The sequence below is a fragment of the Pseudomonas akapageensis genome, assembly GCF_011355085.1.
GTDB classification, from domain to species: Bacteria; Pseudomonadota; Gammaproteobacteria; order Pseudomonadales; family Pseudomonadaceae; genus Aquipseudomonas; species Aquipseudomonas akapageensis.
In genome coordinates, this window is record NZ_VXCP01000039.1 from 12814 (window position 1) to 30688 (window position 17875).

Below are 17875 nucleotides of genomic sequence, written 5' to 3' on the forward strand. Positions count from 1 at the left end.
CCCCCTAGTTGAGCATGGCACGCACGCAGCGGGTCAATTCCTCCAGCGAGAACGGCTTGGTCAGAACCTGCATCCCCGGCTCCAGGCCCTTGCGATCGGTCACCGACTGCTCGGCAAATCCGGTGATGAACAACACCTTGAGGCCCGGCCGCAAGGCGCGGGCGGCGTCGGCCACTTGCCGGCCATTGAGGCCACCCGGCAGGCCGATATCGGTAATCAGCAGGTCCACCGGTGCATCGGACTGCAACACGGCGAGACCGGCATGTCCATCCGGTACCTCCATGACCTGAAAGCCCTGCTCGCTCAACATCTCCTTGAACAGCATCCGCAGGGTCGACTCATCATCGATCAGCAAAATCCCATCGCCCGCGCCGACCAGCGATTCGACCGTGTCAGGCGGCTCGTCGGCCACCGCCGGCTGTGCAACCTGGTGACGGGGCAAGTACAACTGCACCGAAGTCCCATGTCCAACCGTGGACTCGATATGAACACGGCCACCGGACTGCCGGGCGAAGCCGTACACCATCGACAGGCCAAGCCCGGTGCCCTGTCCGAGAGGCTTGGTGGTGAAAAAGGGCTCGAAGGCGCGCTCGACCACATCTGCCGGCATGCCGCAGCCGGTATCCGTGATCTTCAGCGACAGGTACTTGCCCGGGTGCAGTTCTTCTTCATGGAAGGATTGCCGGACATGGTTGTAATTGCGTGCGCACACGCTCACTTGCCCCCCCTCGGGCATAGCATCGCGGGCATTGATACACAGGTTGAGCAACGTGCTTTCCAGCTGGTTGGCATCGATCAGGGCGGTCCACAGCCCGGGCTCCACGTCGATGGCCAGGGTGATATGCGGACCCAAGGTCTGGCGTATCAGGCTTTCCATGCCATGGATCAACTGATCGACATCGGTTGTGCTGGGGTCAAGTGTTTGCTTGCGGGAAAATGCCAACAACCGGTGGGTCAGGTTTGAAGCACGGCTCGCAGCACTTTGAGCGGCGTCGATATAGCGCGAGAGCTCGCCGATCCGGCCTTGCTCCAGCCGATGACGGAGCATATCGAGGCTACCGACGATGCCGCCCAACAAATTGTTGAAATCGTGGGCCAGGCCCCCGGTCAGTTGCCCCACTGCGTCCATCTTCTGGCTATGACGCAATAAGTCTTCGGCCTGACGCAAGGCCAGGGCACGTTCCCGATCCAGGGTGACATCGCGACCCACCGCGAAGTAGGAGGCTTCATCCGGCACCGCCGACCAACTGATCCAGTGATAGTCGCCGTTTTTATCAGCCAGGCGCGAATCGATATTATTGGCGCGTTCGCCTCGCTCCATGGCTTCGATGGCCTCCCCCACCCCGGCATGATCGTCGGGATGAATGAAGTCGAGAATTTGTGCGCCAACCATTTTCTCAATCTCCCAGCCCAGCACTTGCGTCCAGGCGGGGTTGGCGGCGGTCACCACCAGGTCCTTGCGCGTCACCAGCATGATGTCCGACGATAACTGCCAGAACCGGTTGCGGTCGGTGGTGCGTTCGACTACCAGCCTTTCGAAATTCGCCGCCTGCTCGCGCAGTTCCTGCTGGGCTATGATCGTATCGGTGGTTTCCACCACTGTGACCAGAAAGCCCGCCACGGCGCCGCTTTCGTTGCGCACAGGGCTGTAGCAGAACGTGAAGTAGGCTTGCTCCAACTCCCCATAGCGATTGACCTGCAGCGGGAAATTTTCGATGAAGGTCGCCTGACCGCTGTAGGCGCGAAAGACAAAGGCGCCAATGTCTTCCCAGACTTCACTCCAGATAACATCGAGCCGCTTTCCCAGCGGTTCCGGTTTGGCGCCCAGCAGCGGTTCGTAACCGTCGTTGTAGATGAATGTGAGATCCGGCCCCCAGACCAGGGCAGCTGGAAACTTGGATGCCAGCAGCGTATCCACCGGTATGCGCAACGACGTCGGCCAACCCTGCAAGGGGCCTAATGGCGTTTTGCTCCAGTCGAAGTTCCTGACGTTTTCGCTCATGCCGCCCTTTTGAAAGGGGAAGGCATCAATATGTTTTATAAACATGGGCGGACTTTCTGCTTCCAATGCAATTGAAGATCGGACTACTTGCCAATGTCCTCGTTCCACAAGGTGGGTTTGTCGGCGATGAATTTTTCCATCATGTCGATACACTCCCGATGTTGGAGAATTTCGAGCGCCACACCCCGATCGCGCAGCAATTGCTCATCCCCCAGGAACGTCGTGTTTTCCGCGATCACGACCTTGCGTATGCCATACAACAGGATGGCGCCAGAGCACATCGGGCAGGGAGAAAGCGTGGTGTACAAGGTAGCATCCCGATACACCGAGGCCGGCTGGCGACCGGCATTTTCCAATGCATCCATTTCGCCGTGCCGGATGACGCTGCCCTGCTGGACACGCCGATTGTGCCCACGGCCGATGATCCTGCCTTTGTGGACAATCACAGAGCCAATGGGAATGCCACCTTCTGCCAGGCCCAGGCGTGCCTCTTCGATGGCTGCCAGCATGAATTCATCGGGTTTGGAACTCGTGGTCATTTTGCCGCCATCCGCTCGGTATTTTTGCTGAACCTAACAGATTACCGATAGCCCGGCACCTCTGAATCGGTTTTTTTCCAATAAGTCGCAGCGAAGAGTCGTACAGCCACCGCTTCTATTCCTTACGCTCTCCCCCTAAACCTTAAAAGCCTGGCCCTTTATGCTCATTGCGACGCTGAGTGCTCCGGCGCCAACGGGGTCGCACATTGCATGGTTACTATCGCTATTGGAAAGGAATCCCATGAGTTCAGGTGTAACGGACATACGCTCCCGCTATCGCGCCATCACGATTGCATTGCTGATTGGGCTCAGCCCCGTGGTCACAGGTATTGGGGTGATGAACTGGCAACTTGCCAAGCAATTGGACAACGACGCCATGAACGCGACCAAACACGCGCTGGGAGCAATCGAGGAATTGATACGCCCTATAGCCGATGCCAATCAGGCATTGATGTCAGTGGCGGGACAGGCGTGCATAAACGTTGTAGCCAGACTGCGTGAGCATGCCATCAGTGAAAAAAACCTGCGTTCGGTACTGCTGATCAGTGACAACAATGTCTATTGCAGTTCCTTGTATGGCGAGATGAACGCACCGCTCAATCCCGGCGAGTTCCACAACCGGACATTTTGGCTACGCCCCGGCAACGAGGCCACTCCCGACCGTGCCGTGCTGTACTACCGCACCTATGAGCACCCGTATGGCGTTGCCTCGCTCATCGATGGGAGCGTCCTGCGCAGCGAGTTGGCATTGCTCAAGACCGATGCGACCCTGACCCTGGAATTCGGATCTCGCTATCTGGATAGCGATGGCAGCGTGCATGGCAAACATTCCGAGGATCAAGGGGAGTTTTACCATCGCCTGGTTTCCACGGAATTCGGCTTTGCCGTCAATGGGGGCTATCCGGACGGCACCCGCTGGAAAGTATTCACGGCTCGCGCGGCGACAACCACCGCCAGTCTGTTGCTGGTTGGCCTGGTGACGGGCATTGCCGTCTTCTGGTTGACGGGGAGATCGCAACTCAGGCGACGCGTCCCAATGGAAGAAAACAGCGATACCTGAAAACAAAACGGCCATCCGGGATAGTCCCGGATGGCCGTTTTGTTTCAGGTGTGCTTATTCAGCGGCCAGTACGCCTCGACGCACTTGATCACGCTCGATCGACTCGAACAATGCCTTGAAGTTGCCTTCACCGAAGCCATCGTCGCCCTTACGCTGAATGAATTCGAAGAACACCGGCCCCATCAGGGTTTCGGAGAAAATCTGCAGCAGCAGGCGCTTGTCGTTGGCATCCGAAGAGCCATCGAGCAGGATCCCGCGCGCCTGCAATTCGCCCACTGGCTCGCCATGGCCAGGCAAGCGACCTTCAAGCATTTCGTAGTAGGTTTCCGGTGGCGCGGTCATGAAGCGCATGCCGATTTTCTTCAGTTCATCCCAGGTCTTGATCAGATCGTCGGTGAGGAAGGCCACATGCTGGATGCCCTCGCCGTTGAACTGCATCAGGAACTCTTCGATCTGTCCGGCACCCTTGGACGATTCTTCGTTGAGCGGGATGCGGATCATGCCGTCCGGCGCGGTCATGGCCTTGGAGGTCAGACCGGTGTACTCGCCCTTGATGTCGAAGTAGCGAATCTCACGGAAATTGAACAGTTTTTCGTAGAAGCCGGCCCAGTAGGCCATGCGTCCGCGATAAACGTTGTGCGTGAGATGGTCAATGATTTTCAGGCCCGCGCCCTGGGGATGACGATCGACGCCCTCGAGGAAGTTGAAATCGATGTCATAGATCGAGTTGCCCTCACCGTAACGGTCGATCAGGTACAGCGGTGCGCCACCGATGCCCTTGATGGCCGGCAGGTTCAACTCCATCGGGCCGGTCGGGATATGGATGGGCTGGGCACCCAGTTCCAGTGCACGGTTATAGGCCTGCTGGGCGTTCTTCACGCGGAAGGCCATGCCGCAGACCGAAGGGCCGTGTTCGGCAGCGAAGTACGACGCCACGCTGTGGGGTTCGTTGTTCAGGATCAGGTTGATATTGCCCTGACGGTACAACTGCACGTCCTTGGAACGGTGGGTAGCGACGTGAGTGAAGCCCATGATCTTGAAGATCGGCTCCAGGGTATTGGGGGTGGGCGATGCGAACTCGATGAATTCAAAGCCCATCAGGCCCATTGGGTTTTCGAAGATATCAGCCATTTTCGGCGCCTCATCATTTATAGAATGGTCAGTTGCTATCGATGCCGAGGAAAACGGGTGGCGCGCAGGAGATCCCCCTCACACTGCGGGAGAGGAAGTCACCATAGATCAATTGAAAACCGTGATGCTTCATGTGGACCCGTTCTCTGCCGGTGTGGGTCACCCGCCACTGGATGACCTTATTCTTGTATGCGTAAGGTGATTCTACATTGCGTAAATACCTTTGTCCGCATTTTACTTGCGGCTTCTGTCAGTCTGGACCCTTTGCGCCCATCGTGGGGCCGTTCGTGCTGTAACAGCAGCTATGATCATCTTACCAATGCCCGGAAAGGAAAGTTCATGCCAGGGACCAGGCCCTCCTCGGCCTTCGCGCTCAATTCGACTGAAGGCAACGACTGATGCCCCTCACCATGAAGCGCTCGCGGCGTAGCGCAATGCGTACGCTGCTGCCCTGGTTGATCGGTTCGCTTCCGGTGCTGCTTGGGTTGGGCACCCTGCAGTGGCAAGCCCAGCAGGACCTTAAAATGCACGCCTTGCGTACAGCCGAACAAGCCGTCGCCCAATTCGACCTTATGCTCGACAGTGTTGCACTGTCGGCACAAGCGATCCTGCCACTGGCGGGGCAATCATGCGACCAGGTCAAACTGGCCTTGCGTGAGGAGGTGGTGCGCCGGCCATTCTTGCGCACGACCAATCTTTTGCTCAATGACAACCTGTATTGCAGCTCGATCTATGGCGATGACAACAGGCCGGACAATGCGGCCAACTATGTTGATGGCAAGCTCTGGTTGATGAGGGGCAACCCGATAACCCCTGATCACGCGCTGCTGGCTTACCGATTGAGCGACGGTAATCGGGCCGCCGTGACCACGATCGACAGTTTGCATCTGGCCAATGCCCTGCGCATGATCGGCGGCCAACGCCAACTGGTACTGCAGGTCGGCAACGCCTGGCTGTCGGCCGATGGACAGGTGCATGCACTGCCGACGCCGGCATTTGCCGTGGCGGCCACCGACCTCGCCTCGGCCCGCTACAACTTCTCAATTCACACAGGCTTCGCAACAAATGAGAGCTGGCGCTTGATGACCCAACTCTACCAGCCGGTATTCGGCCTGTTGACTTTCCTTGGCATAATGGCCGGCACTGTCTGTTACTGGATGCTCAGACGCGCCAGATCGCCCCGACTTGAACTACAGCGGGCGATCGACGCCAATGAGTTCATCCCTTTTTTCCAGCCGGTGGTACGCGGTGATGACTGCACATGGGCCGGGGCCGAAGCGCTGATGCGTTGGCAGCACCCCAGCGAAGGCCTGGTTCGCCCGGACATGTTCATCCCCCAGGCCGAACACTGCGGGCTGATCGTGCCCATGACCCGATCACTCATGCAGCAGGTCGCCGAGCAGTTGGCGCCCCATGCCGACGTTTTTCCCGAAAACTTCCATCTAGGCATCAACATTGCCGCCGATCATTGCCAGGACCCGACATTGCTCGACGATTGCCGGCGTTTTCTCGCCGCCTTCCCACCCGACCGCATTACCCTGGTACTGGAGTTGACCGAACGCGAACTGATCCGGCCAACCGAAACCACCCAAAAGCTGTTCGAAGACCTGCATGGCCTGGGCGTGCTGATTTCCATCGATGACTTCGGCACGGGCCATTCCAGTCTTGGGTATTTGCGCGAGTTCAAGGTCGATTACCTGAAGATAGACAGGAGCTTCGTCTCCATGATCGGCGTCGATGCCCTGTCGCTGCATATTCTGGACAGCATCATCGAACTGTCGAAAAAACTTGAACTGAGGATGGTCGCCGAGGGTGTCGAAAACCAGGTACAGCGCGATTACCTGGCGGCCAGGAAGGTCGATTTCCTCCAGGGCTATCTGTTTGCCCGCCCGATGACGATCGATGAATTTATCGAAAGGCTGCGTCAACAACCCCACCTGTCTTGAGCGACGCTACGGGCTTGTTGTGTTGCAGGGCCATGACTTGAGATCATGGCGGATTATCGTTCAGTCATGAAACCGCGTTGCGAGGCTCTCTTGTCCAAAGGCATTATTTTTTCCGTTACGGCATCGGTCCTGTTCGCCGTGATGTATTTCTATACCTCGCTGCTGCCGCCCCTGAGCGGAGAAGAAATTTTCGGCTGGCGCATGCTGTTGACCCTGCCCTGCGTCACCCTGTTCCTGCTGGCCACCGGGGAATGGCCACAGGTGACCGGCATGCTCAAGCGCATTGCGCGAACGCCCTGGCTGCTGATCGGCCTGATGGCCTCTTCGGCAATGTTTGCCGTACAACTCTGGCTGTTTCTCTGGGCGCCGCTGCATGGACGCAGCCTGGAGGTTTCCCTGGGTTACTTCCTGTTGCCGCTGACCATGGTCCTGACCGGACGACTGGTCTTTGCCGAGCGCCTGTCGTACCTGCAAACCATCGCGGTCGCCTGCGCCACGGTTGGTGTCGCCCATGAGTTCTACCGGCACGGCAGCTTCGCCTGGGAGACCCTGCTGGTGGCCTGCGGCTACCCGATTTATTTCGTCCTGCGCCGCAAACTGCACACCGACAATCTGGGCGGGATGTGGACCGACATGTGCCTGATGCTGCCCGCCGCGCTCTGGTTCGTGATCAGAGGACCGCTCTCGACAGCCGACATGGCCGAGCACCCGGCGTTGTACTTGCTGATTCCGGGGCTTGGCGTGATCAGCGCACTGGCACTGGTCAGTTACCTGTTGGCCAGCCGGTTGCTGGCATTCAGCCTGTTCGGGCTGTTGAGCTATGTCGAGCCGGTATTGCTGGTGGCCGTAGCCCTGCTGCTGGGCCAGAGAATCGCCGCGGATCAGTGGCTGACCTACATTCCGATATGGCTGGCGGTGCTGGTGCTGGTTCTGGAGGGGGCCAGGCATCTGGTGCGGCAGCGTCGGCGTTCAGTCTGACTCTCCATCTCGTTCCCACGCTCTGCGTGGGAACGAGGGATCACCCGCTCATATGTTCCCTTCGACAACTTCCCGCGCCGAATCCGGCACATCGAACACCCGGTCGAACACCCACTGGAACACGAACGCATAAAAGAAGAAAAACACAAACAGCACAATGTCAGTGGCGAAGGCCGTCAACCAGCTGATGTGCAGCCATTGGGCGATCAAGGGGACCAGGATCAGCGTCAAGCCACCTTCGAAACCCAAGGCATGCAGGATACGCCGGCGCGTGGTCCGGCTGCGGCATTGCTGGCGCGCCTCCCAGTGCTCGAAAGCCAGGTTGAAGACCATGTTCCAGGTCAGCGCCACCGCCGAAATCGCCAGCGACAGCGCCGTGGAGTAGACCAGGCCTTCGTCATAAGCCAGGGACAGTGTCGGGGCCACGAAGACGACCCCTCCGGCTTCATATAGCACGGCCTGGACAATTTTTCGGGTAGCACCTTGCATGTCGTTTCTCCCACCTCAGCGGTCTGTGAGCCCAAGGTAGGCAGATTGAGACACCCCCACAATTGAGATAAATTGAGCCACGCTCAAATGGAATAACGCCGTGTTCGCCAAGCTGCCACTGACCGCCCTGCGCGCGTTCGAGTCCGCCGCCCGCCTGGGTGGCTTCAAGGCTGCGGCCGATGAACTGGCCGTCACGCCGGCGGCGGTATCCCACCAGATCAAGACCCTCGAAGAGTGGCTCGGCGTGCTGCTGTTCGAGCGCACGGGCCAGGGTGTGTTGCTCAGCCAGAACGGTGAGCGCCTTTACCATCAGGTTCACGCCTCGCTGCGCGAGATCCACCGCAGCCTCGAAGCCTTCAAGCCCGATTGCGACGAGCGCAGCCTGACGCTCACCACCACGCCGGCATTTGCCAGCCTCTGGCTGATCCCCCGATTGAGCGGCTTCTATCGCCGCCATCCACAATTTCATGTACGCGTGGAGACCAGCAATGGCCTGATCGACCTGCTGCGCGACAGTTCGGTCGACCTGGCCCTGCGTGCCGTGTTCAAGCCCGATCCGACGCTCTACCAGCGCGACCTGCTGCCCGAGCGTTTCGCCGCCTTCGCACCGCCCGGCTGGAGCCCGCCCGCCGATGGTATCGGCCTTGCATTGATCAACGTGCCCTGGCATTCGACCACCACCGCTGCCGTCGACTGGCCGCGCTGGTGCGCCCTGGCCGGCCACGAGGACTGGCTCGACCGGGCACGGCTGCGTGAATACGACGACGAGCACTATGCGCTGCAGGCCGCCATCGCCGGCCATGGACTGGTCCTGGCCAGCAATGTATTGGTCGCCGACAGCGTCGCCCGGGGCCTGCTGCGCCCCTACCGTCCGGACATCCAGATGCCGGCGGCCCATTACCAGGCGGTCTGCGTCCCGGGGCGCGAGCGGCTGTCGCCGATTCGGGAGTTCCTCGCCTGGCTGGACGAGGAAATCCCGAGTCAGGCCTAGGCGTCCAACAGCCGTGCCTTCTTGCTGGCCTGGCTGCCCGCGACCTTGGCAATCGTGTCCCCGCGCTTGACGAACCGGTACAGGCTGCGGGCATACAAAAGGCCGGCCGCCGGGCTGTAGACCGGTTCGCAATGCCCTGTCACCGGGTCGACGATCTCGGCAATCTGATCGCCTTCAGCCACCATGGTCCCTACCGGCAACAGCTTGGCCAGAACCCCGGCGACGCTGGCGATCAGCGTCTGCGACCCTTCCAGGGGCGTGGTCGGATACGGCAGCTGCGGCAGCGGTGCCGCCGTGCCGCTGATCAGGCCCTGATGCACCAGATAGTCGAAGATCGCCGTCGCATCGGCAATCGCCTGTTGGTGGCTGACATCCTGCTCCCCGCGCAATTCGACGGTCACCGAGACGCTGTCATAAGGGATCGGCTTGTCGGGGAAACGCCTGCGCAGGTTCTGCCAGGGCATGAACACCGCTTCATCGAACGGCGTGTCGCCGTAATAGTCGGCCAACAGCGACACCGGACAGTGCAGGTAGCGCGCCAGCGCTTCGACACGCTCCCATTGCCCCCGGGCGGCGTAGACGTGCAACAGCCCTTCGGACTCGCTGTGCAGGTCGATCACCAGGTCCGCGTCACAGGACATTTTCTGCAAGACCAGGCGCAAGGATGCCAGCTCGCTCTGGGGTTGCACTTCATCGAGCAAGGCCCCCAGCGCGCGGCGAATCAGCGTACGGTTCTGCGCCTCGTCCTGGCCCAGTTCATCGGCCACCCGGGTGGCAAGCTCTTCATCCGGCGAAAGGTAATAGCGGTTGAAGTTCTCGCCACTGGAAAACTCGAATCGCCCGACGGGGTATTGCAACAGTGCCTGGGAAACGCCGATCGGGTTGCACAGTGGCACCAACACCACTTCGCCGCGCAGGCGCCCCTGGGCCTCGGCTTCGGTCAGCATGGCCTTGAGGTGGTGACTGACGAGCATGCCGGGAATTTCGCCGGCATGCAGGCCACTCTGGATATAGACTTTACCTGGCCACCCGCCCGTTGCTGCGGCTGTGCCGAAGTGAAAACTGGTGACGTGCCGATGGGTACCACAACTGGGCGAAAGCAAAGGATGATTCTGAGTCTGCACGGGGCTCTCTCCGGCGAATGTGGATAGCCAACTCGCTCTAATTCAAGGTTGACCGGCGTCAAAGTTGTGGGCCTCGACGTGGACAACACGGGGTTCTGCTGCTTTGATCTAATTCCAACATAGGTAGGAATGGCGCGAGAAAATCTAAGGAATGTAACCAGGACCGTGACCACGGCGGCAAGGATGCGCTACCGATCCGCGGCTTGGCAACCTCGCGACAGCTCCTGTATGGATATGAGGAGAAGACGATGCCTTTCAAAGTCATGATGGTCTTCGGCACACGTCCTGAAGCTATCAAGATGGCCCCCCTGGCTCGCGTACTGCGGGAGTGGCCGGAAATCGACCTGGTGATCTGCTCCACCGGCCAACACCGGGAAATGCTCGAGCAAGTGCTGACCGCTTTCGGCCTGAGTGTCGATGAAGACCTGCAGGTCATGACCCAGGGACAAACCCTCAACAGCCTGTCGGAACAAATGCTGGGCCAGCTGGACGACAGCTACGACCGCAATCAGCCTGACATCGTCCTGGTGCACGGCGACACCACCACCAGCTTCATCGCTGCCCTCGCCGCCTTCTATCGGCAGATTCCGGTCGCCCACGTCGAAGCCGGCCTGCGCACTGGCAACCTGAAAGCGCCCTGGCCTGAAGAGGCCAATCGACGCCTGACCGGTGTCATCGCCGACCTGCACTTCCCCCCAACCAACAAGGCCCGAGACAACCTGCTGCGCGAAGGCGTGCCGCTGGAAAACATGGAAGTCACCGGCAATACAGTGATCGATGCACTGTTGTGGATGCGTGAGTACCTGCACAAGAGCCAGTGGCACCCGGCACCGGACTCCCCCCTGGCGCCACTGTTCGACAAGCAGCACGCCAAACAACGCCTGGTCCTGATCACCGGGCACCGCCGGGAGAACTTCGGCCCTGGCTTCGAACGCATCTGCGTGGCCCTTGCCGAATTGGCCCTGCGTTATCCCGATGTGCAGTTCGTCTACCCGGTGCATCTCAACCCGCAAGTGCAGAAGGCCGTGTACCCCCTGCTGTCGAACAAGGACAACATCCACCTGATCGCGCCCCAGGATTATCAGCATTTCGTCTGGCTGATGGACCGCGCCTACCTGATCCTGACCGATTCGGGCGGCATCCAGGAAGAAGCACCGGCGCTTGGCAAGCCCCTGCTGGTGTTGCGCAAGGTCACCGAACGCCCGTCGGCACTCGAAGGCGGCACGGTCAAGCTGGTCGGCACCCAGACCGAGCGCATCGTCAAGGAAACCAGCCTATTACTCGACGACCCGGAGACCTACAAGTACATGAGCCGCGTCTTCACCCCTTATGGCGACGGCCACGCCAGCGAGAAAATTGCCGAGCGCCTGAATACCTGGCTCACCGAAAATAAACAGCGTGAAGATGTATGAATCTGGGTTTCGTCGACCTCCTCACGTATGTGCTGTTCGGCCTCAAATTGCTGGCGATCGTGCTCGCCAGCCTGATGTTCCTGCTCGGCCTGGATGACTTGTTCATTGACCTGGTGTATTGGGGGCGCAAGCTGATACGGCGCTTTCGCATCTATGACAAGTACGAGCGCGCCGACGAAAAACGCCTTTTTGAAGCCAAGGAAAAACCCCTTGCGATCATGGTCCCGGCGTGGAACGAGGTCGGGGTCGTGGGTGAAATGGCCCGCCTGGCGGCCTCGACCCTCGATTACGAGAACTACCAGATCTTCGTCGGCACCTACCCCAACGACCCGGAAACCCAGGCCGACGTGGACGCGGTCTGCCAGCACTACCCCAACGTGCACAAGGTGGTCTGTGCCCGCCCCGGCCCGACCAGCAAGGCCGACTGCCTGAACAACGTGATCGACGCGATCCTGCGTTTCGAGAGCAATGCAAAGATCGAGTTCGCCGGTTTCATCCTGCATGACGCCGAAGACGTCATCTCGCCCATGGAACTGCGCCTGTTCAACTACCTGGTGCCGGCCAAGGACCTGATCCAGATTCCGGTCTACCCCTTCGCCCCCGAGTGGCGCGGCTTCACCGCCGGGCACTATGTGGACGAGTTCGCGGAAAACCATGGCAAGGACGTCATCGTCCGCGAAGCGCTGACCGGGCAGGTCCCCAGTGCCGGCGTCGGGACCTGCTTCAGCCGCCGGGCCATCAGTGCGCTGCTCGAGGACGGCGACGGCATTGCCTTCGACGTGCAAAGCCTGACCGAAGATTACGACATCGGTTTTCGCCTCAAGCAAAAAGGCATGAAATGCATTTTTGCCCGTTACTCGATCACCGACCCGGCGCTTGCCCTCAAGCGCGACTGGTCATGGGGCATGAGCAAGGAATTCTCCCAGGTCATCTGCGTGCGCGAGCACTTCCCCCGTGAGTGGAAGACCGCCATCCGGCAGAAATCGCGCTGGATCGTCGGCATCGTCTTCCAGGGCACCACCAACCTGGGCTGGAGTCCCAAGGGGCTGCTCAATTACTTCCTCTGGCGCGACCGCCGCGGGTTGATCGCCTACCTGCTGAGTTTCCTGGTCAACCTGTTGTTCCTGGTGCTGGTGGCCATGTGGCTGGTCACGGTCATCTCCCCCAGTGCCTGGCACTTCCCTTCGATCCTGTCCGACAGCGTGCTGTTGTCGACCCTGCTCTGGCTCAACGGCTTTTTGCTGCTCAATCGATTGTTTCAGCGCGGCTACTTCGTGACGCGCTACTACGGCATCGTCGAAGGCCTGCTCTCGGCGCCGCGGATGATGTGGAGCAACTTCGTCAACTTCTTCGCCAACCTGCGGGCCCTGCGCCAGGTCATGGAAATGGGCGACTCGCGCCGGGTTGCCTGGGACAAGACCACCCACGAATTCCCTGCCCTCACCACCCCCATGCGTACGCCGCTGGGGCACCGCCTGATCGCCAAGGGCCTGATCACCGAAGAGCAACTGCAGGCAGCCATCACCCATCCGATCCATCGTCCCCTGGGCGTCAAGCTGCTGCAGCTCGGAATGATCGACAGCCTGCACCTGGTGAAGGTCCTGGCCGAACAACTGGAGATGGAATGGGCACCGCTCAACCCCTTCTCCCTGGACCGGCAACTGATCGAGAAGATGCCACGGCGCCTGGCCCTGCACTATGCGGTGCTGCCGGTTGCCGAGGAGGACCAGACCCTGGTGCTGGCCTGCGAGGGCCCGGTCAGCCAGGTCTCGCTCGGCGCAATCAGCCGCCAGCTCAAGCGCCCGGTGCGGTGCCGCCTGGCGCCCCAGGGCCGGGTTACCCTGGGTCTGCGCTACTGGTACCCCGGCCCCCGGCAAAATGAAGATACCCGGCATATGCTGGAAGTATTGGAAGCCCATCAGGACGATGCCGGCCTGATCGAACGGGTCAGTCACCATCAAGTCCTGCTGGGCAGCCTGCTGCAGGCACGCGGCCTGGTCCCCACCAGCCTGTTCAATCAGGCCTTGATCGATTACAACGCCGACCGGATGTCACTCGGCGAACATCTGATCGAACGGGGCATGATCACCGCGCAGATCCTGCAGGACACCCTGCGCGATCAGGCCGAAGAACAGCAGGCGGCCTTTCGCATCGTGCGGGAGGTGGCATGAACAAAGGCCCGGCACTGATCCTCGGCAGCCTCCTGCTTTCCCTGTGCAGCAGCGCATTGCAGGCCGAAAACCTCAGCGACTTCGAGCGTTTTCGCAGCTATCCCTACCTGGACCGCAGCTACCGCGAGGCGAAGAAACAGAACTGGGCAGAGGTCGAGCGCCTGACCCGGCACCTGCTCGAACTGGTCCCAAAAAACGAAGAGGCACGCGTACTGCTGGTCCAGGCCCTGGCCAAACAACGACGTTACCGCGATGCAATGCAGGCCGCCGAACCCTTGGGAAACAGCGGAGACTACGGCGATGCCCTGCTCAACCTGCGCCTGACCTGGATCGCCCAGGACCCACCCGGTCCCTCTCAGGTACAGGAATGGCTGGCCCAGAGCAATGGCAGCCAGCGTGTACGCTTGTGGCAGGCCTACAGCTTGAGCCTCGCCAGGTTCGGTGGCGCGAAACGGGCCCTGGACTGGCTCAACGAGGTACAACCCAAGGGCGATGAAAACGTCCTGCGCCTGGCCCGGGCCAACTGGGCCGAGCAATTGCGCGACTGGGACACCACCATTGAAGAGCTGGCGCCATTGGCAGCACGCGGTGAACTGCCACCCAAGGACTGGGAGCGATTGGCCAACGCCTACATCCAGAAGCTGGACGAGAAACCCTTGCAGGCCCTGCTGCAGCACGCTCCAACACCTGCGGCGGCACGCAAGGCGCGCCTGGCAATGGCCGATCGCGCGATTGCCCTGGGCCACGCCGAACAGGCCCAGCGCTGGCTGCAAACGCTGCCGGCCGAAGACCTTGCCCGCCCCGAACAACGCCAACAGCTCTGGGAGCTCGCCCGGGAAACCAACGACACCAGGCTGGTTGAACAACTCAGCGCTGATCTGCAACGACCGTGTCTTGAAACCGTGGACTGGCTATCGCGACGTGACCCGCAAGCCGCCCTGGAGCGGTTGCACGGTTGCCGCGCCAGCGACGACCCGAAAACCTGGCTGATCCTGGCCCAGCGCCTGCAAGCCAACGATCTGCTGCAAACCCAGCGATTGCCCGAGCCCTGGGACACGGCCCGCCGCGAACAGCTGCTCGATGCCCTGCAGCAACAGGGCAACTCGAAACAGGTCCTGGCATTCCTTGCGCAGCAACCACAGACCCCGGACGTGCTCAAAAGACGCGCCGAACTGTTGCAGGCAGGCGGCCGCACACGCGAGGCGGCCGAGCTTTGGGAACGCCATTATCGCCAGAGCGGCAGTCTGGCCTCACTCGACCAGGCGACTTACCTGAACCTGAAAAACGGCGAGCGGGCACACACCAGGCAGTTGCTCGAACAGGCGTACGACCGCCACCAGGGGCGCCTTCCGCCGGCATTGCTGCAGCGCCTTGCCGGCATGTACACCCAGGCAGACAGCCCGATCGATGTACAGCGCATGAGCGCACTGGTCAACCGTGTCGACCCGGCAAACCGTGCCCAACTGCTCGGGCGCCTCGCCGAAACCGGACATTGCGATGCCGTGCGCCAGGCCATCGGCCCGCAACCGACCGAAGTCGGGCAACTGCGTGCCCTGGGGCGCTGCTCGATGCCCGACAACCCTGGTCAAGCCGTGACCTACTACCAGGCGGCCGAACGCCTCGGCGATCGCGGCAGCCGGATACCCCTGGCTTATGCCCTGGACGCCGCCGGCGACCCGGTCGCCGCCCAGGGCATCTGGAACACCCTGAGCCCCGCCGAGTGGACCGACAACGCCCGCCTGACCGCCGCCCGCAGCGCCCTGAATGCCCATGACCCGGCCCGGGCCGAGCAGCACTGGGAGAAAGTCCCCCACACCAGTGCCGATGACTGGGCCCTGGGCGCCGCCATCGCCCAGCAGCAGAACAACCCGGGGCTGGCCCTTGAACGCCAACGCCAGGCCCTGCAACACCAGCCACGGGCCGACCACTACTACGCGGCCTCGGTGACCGCCCAGCAAGCGGGCGACACGGCCCAGAGCACCGCCTGGCTTGCCGAAGCCGTGCGCCTGGATCCCGCCCAACCGCGCTACCGCGCCGACTACGGCATGCGCCTGGCCGGCGCCGACACCCCTGAGGTACGTCGCCAATCGATTCCCTACCTGCAACAGGCCACCGCAGCCTTCCCCGAGGACTACCGCCTGGGCGAAACCCTGGCCTGGCGCTACGCCGAAGCCGAGGACAGCGCCGCAGCCCGCGAGGAGCTGCGCCGCGTCCTCGACGTGGAAGAAACGGTGGTGAATGGCGACGACGAATACGGCAGCCTTGAAGCCCGCAAGTATCGCCAGCGCCGCGCCCACGAAACCCTCTCGCGGCGTGACAGTCGGACCCTGGCCAGCACCTGGTCGCCGGCCGGCGTCTCGACCAACGACAACTTTCTCAACACAGATTCGCAACAGAATGGCACGCAAGAACGCCGGGCGACCTCGCAAAACGTCCAGATCGCCATGTGGGATCATGCATTGGGCGATGAACCGAGCCGCAACGGCAGCACCTTGTCAGTCTATGCCCGCGCCCTGCTGGGCGGTCAGGGGCGCTACGAATACGGCCAGTTCCTCGGCACCGGCGTGGGCCTGCGTTACAAGCCGTTCGGTGATTCGAACCTGAACCTCTACAGCGAGTTTTATCGGCAGATCCAACTCAGCGACGAGGACTATGACAGCCTGAGCCTGGGTGAAACGCTCAACCCGAACAAGGTCCAGGACGGCTATGACGACCTGATCAATCACGGCGACAGCAGCAATGACCTGTTGCTGCGTGCCACCGCCTCGTATTTCGACCAGGGCGAGTATCGCAATGACTGGCGCATCGATGAAAACGACTGGAACGAACGCTTCCTCTACCTCGACGCCGCCTGGTGGACCCGCGCCGGCGACCATGCCTGGTTGTCGCGCTACCAGCAGGGGCACGCCTGGAAACTGCCGGTCAACTCACCCCAGACCCTGATGCCCTACGGCTTTGCCGAATTCGCCAGCCAGGACCCGGACAACGACTGGCGCCAGGACCTGCGCGCCGGGGTCGGCGCCCGTTGGCAATGGTGGTTCAATGGCGACCGCTACAACGCCTACCGCGGCCATCTGACAGTGCGCACCGAATATCAGCAAGCGCTCGGCGGCAATCTGTATGAACGCGCCAACGGCGTATTGCTCGGCGTGGAGCTGGATTTCTGATGCGTGCCCTTTTGCTGGCCTGCCTGATGCTCGCGACCGTGCAATCGGCCCACGCCGATGAACGGATCTTCTACCAGCCACTCAACAGCGATGCACAGCTGAGCCCTGCGCAATGGCGACAGATCTGGCATGACAGCGTCAAGCAGGGCGCGCATACCCTGATCGTGCAATGGACGGCTTACGGCGACCAGGGCTTCGGCGGTGCCGATGGCTGGCTGGCCAACAGCTTGCGCCAGGCCCATGGGCAAGGCCTGAAACTGGTAGTCGGCCTGGCCATGGACGCGGCCTACTATCAGCGCATCAACCAGCTCGACAGCGCTGGTCTCGCCAACTATTGGGCCGCGCAGCTGGGGCAGTCGCTGGCTCAGCAGCGGCAGGTGCGCCAACACTGGAACCTGCCGGTGGAAGGCTGGTACCTGCCCATGGAGCTGGATGATTTCCACTTCCTCGATGGCGGGCGTCGCGAGCAATTGCAACGTCAACTCCAGGCGTTCAGCGCAAAGCTCGATGCGCCCTTGCATATCAGCGCCTTCAGCGTCGGCAAGCTGTCGCCATCCGTACAGGCCCAATGGCTGGCACAGCTGGCCGCCCTGAAGATCCAGGTCTGGTGGCAGGACGGTGTCGGTACCGGGCGCCTGCCGGCCCTGGTGCGTGAAGGGTACGCCGCCGCCCTGCCCTGCACCATTGGCATCGTGCATGAAGCGTTCCGGCAAACCAGCAAACCGGACCAACCGTTTCGCGCAGAACCGGCCAAACCTGCCTCGATCGGCAGCGGCTGCCACCCCACGGCTGTTTTCGAACTGCGCTACCGGCCCTGGGGACGCTCGTTGCTGGCAAGCCAGCACAAGGCGCCGTAATCTCCGAA

At 61.3% G+C, this 17875-nt stretch carries 13 protein-coding genes; 8 read left to right on the forward strand and 5 right to left on the reverse strand.

The window, feature by feature from the left end; translation table 11 throughout:
• Positions 1-4: 4 nt before the first annotated feature.
• The gene (locus F2S13_RS22920) at positions 5-2002 is read right to left on the reverse strand and encodes a hybrid sensor histidine kinase/response regulator (protein ID WP_166365117.1); all 1998 of its coding nucleotides are present in this window, start codon (positions 2000-2002) and stop codon (positions 5-7) included.
• Positions 2003-2085: 83 nt separating this feature from the next.
• A complete protein-coding gene (locus tag F2S13_RS22925) occupies positions 2086-2541 on the reverse strand; it encodes a nucleoside deaminase (protein ID WP_246237980.1) in 456 nt (151 codons plus the stop codon).
• A 337-nt stretch (positions 2542-2878) separates the two neighbouring features.
• Here F2S13_RS22925 and F2S13_RS22930 point away from each other — a divergent pair, with 337 nt between their 5' ends.
• Complete coding sequence (locus F2S13_RS22930) at positions 2879-3601, forward strand: CSS-motif domain-containing protein (protein WP_166365119.1); 723 nt, start codon at positions 2879-2881, stop codon at positions 3599-3601.
• Between the two features lie 54 nt (positions 3602-3655).
• Here F2S13_RS22930 and hppD read toward each other — a convergent pair whose 3' ends face one another.
• The gene (hppD, locus tag F2S13_RS22935; protein ID WP_166365121.1) at positions 3656-4732 is read right to left on the reverse strand and encodes a 4-hydroxyphenylpyruvate dioxygenase; all 1077 of its coding nucleotides are present in this window, start codon (positions 4730-4732) and stop codon (positions 3656-3658) included.
• Positions 4733-5130: 398 nt separating this feature from the next.
• Here hppD and F2S13_RS22940 point away from each other — a divergent pair, with 398 nt between their 5' ends.
• Together F2S13_RS22940 and rarD are read left to right on the forward strand one after the other, a co-directional pair.
• Complete coding sequence (locus F2S13_RS22940; RefSeq protein WP_166365123.1) at positions 5131-6678, forward strand: EAL domain-containing protein; 1548 nt, start codon at positions 5131-5133, stop codon at positions 6676-6678.
• 90 nt (positions 6679-6768) lie between these two features.
• On the forward strand, positions 6769-7656 hold the full coding sequence (gene rarD, locus F2S13_RS22945; protein WP_166365125.1) for an EamA family transporter RarD: 888 nt from the start codon (positions 6769-6771) through the stop codon (positions 7654-7656).
• Between the two features lie 48 nt (positions 7657-7704).
• On the opposite strand, the gene F2S13_RS22950 is transcribed toward rarD, so the two are convergent.
• Positions 7705-8145 (reverse strand): PACE efflux transporter, encoded by a 441-nt coding sequence (locus F2S13_RS22950; RefSeq protein ID WP_166365127.1) that lies wholly within the window; start codon positions 8143-8145, stop codon positions 7705-7707.
• 100 nt (positions 8146-8245) lie between these two features.
• Here F2S13_RS22950 and F2S13_RS22955 point away from each other — a divergent pair, with 100 nt between their 5' ends.
• Complete coding sequence (locus F2S13_RS22955) at positions 8246-9136, forward strand: LysR substrate-binding domain-containing protein (protein ID WP_166365129.1); 891 nt, start codon at positions 8246-8248, stop codon at positions 9134-9136.
• Here the strand turns inward: F2S13_RS22955 and F2S13_RS22960 are convergent.
• Positions 9133-10260 carry a M14 family metallopeptidase gene (locus F2S13_RS22960; RefSeq protein WP_166365131.1) on the reverse strand — a complete coding sequence of 376 codons (1128 nt, stop codon included), beginning with the start codon at positions 10258-10260 and terminating at the stop codon, positions 9133-9135. The two genes, F2S13_RS22955 and F2S13_RS22960, sit on opposite strands and share 4 nt — an antisense overlap.
• A gap of 248 nt (positions 10261-10508) precedes the next feature.
• On the opposite strand from F2S13_RS22960, the gene wecB reads away from it, so the two are divergent.
• Genes wecB through F2S13_RS22980 form a run of 4 tightly spaced genes read left to right on the forward strand, consistent with a single transcriptional unit; the run spans position 10509 to position 17867 of the window.
• Positions 10509-11672 (forward strand): non-hydrolyzing UDP-N-acetylglucosamine 2-epimerase, encoded by a 1164-nt coding sequence (wecB, locus tag F2S13_RS22965; protein WP_166365133.1) that lies wholly within the window; start codon positions 10509-10511, stop codon positions 11670-11672.
• Positions 11669-13843 carry a cyclic di-3',5'-guanylate-activated glycosyltransferase NfrB gene (nfrB, locus tag F2S13_RS22970; protein ID WP_166365135.1) on the forward strand — a complete coding sequence of 725 codons (2175 nt, stop codon included), beginning with the start codon at positions 11669-11671 and terminating at the stop codon, positions 13841-13843. Before wecB ends, nfrB begins: the two co-directional genes overlap by 4 nt.
• Positions 13840-17010, forward strand: coding sequence for an NfrA family protein (locus tag F2S13_RS22975; protein WP_166365137.1), 3171 nt, complete (start codon positions 13840-13842; stop codon positions 17008-17010). The genes nfrB and F2S13_RS22975 overlap by 4 nt, the downstream gene beginning before the upstream one ends.
• On the forward strand, positions 17010-17867 hold the full coding sequence (locus F2S13_RS22980; RefSeq protein ID WP_166365139.1) for a DUF4434 family protein: 858 nt from the start codon (positions 17010-17012) through the stop codon (positions 17865-17867). Before F2S13_RS22975 ends, F2S13_RS22980 begins: the two co-directional genes overlap by 1 nt.
• Positions 17868-17875: the final 8 nt, after the last annotated feature.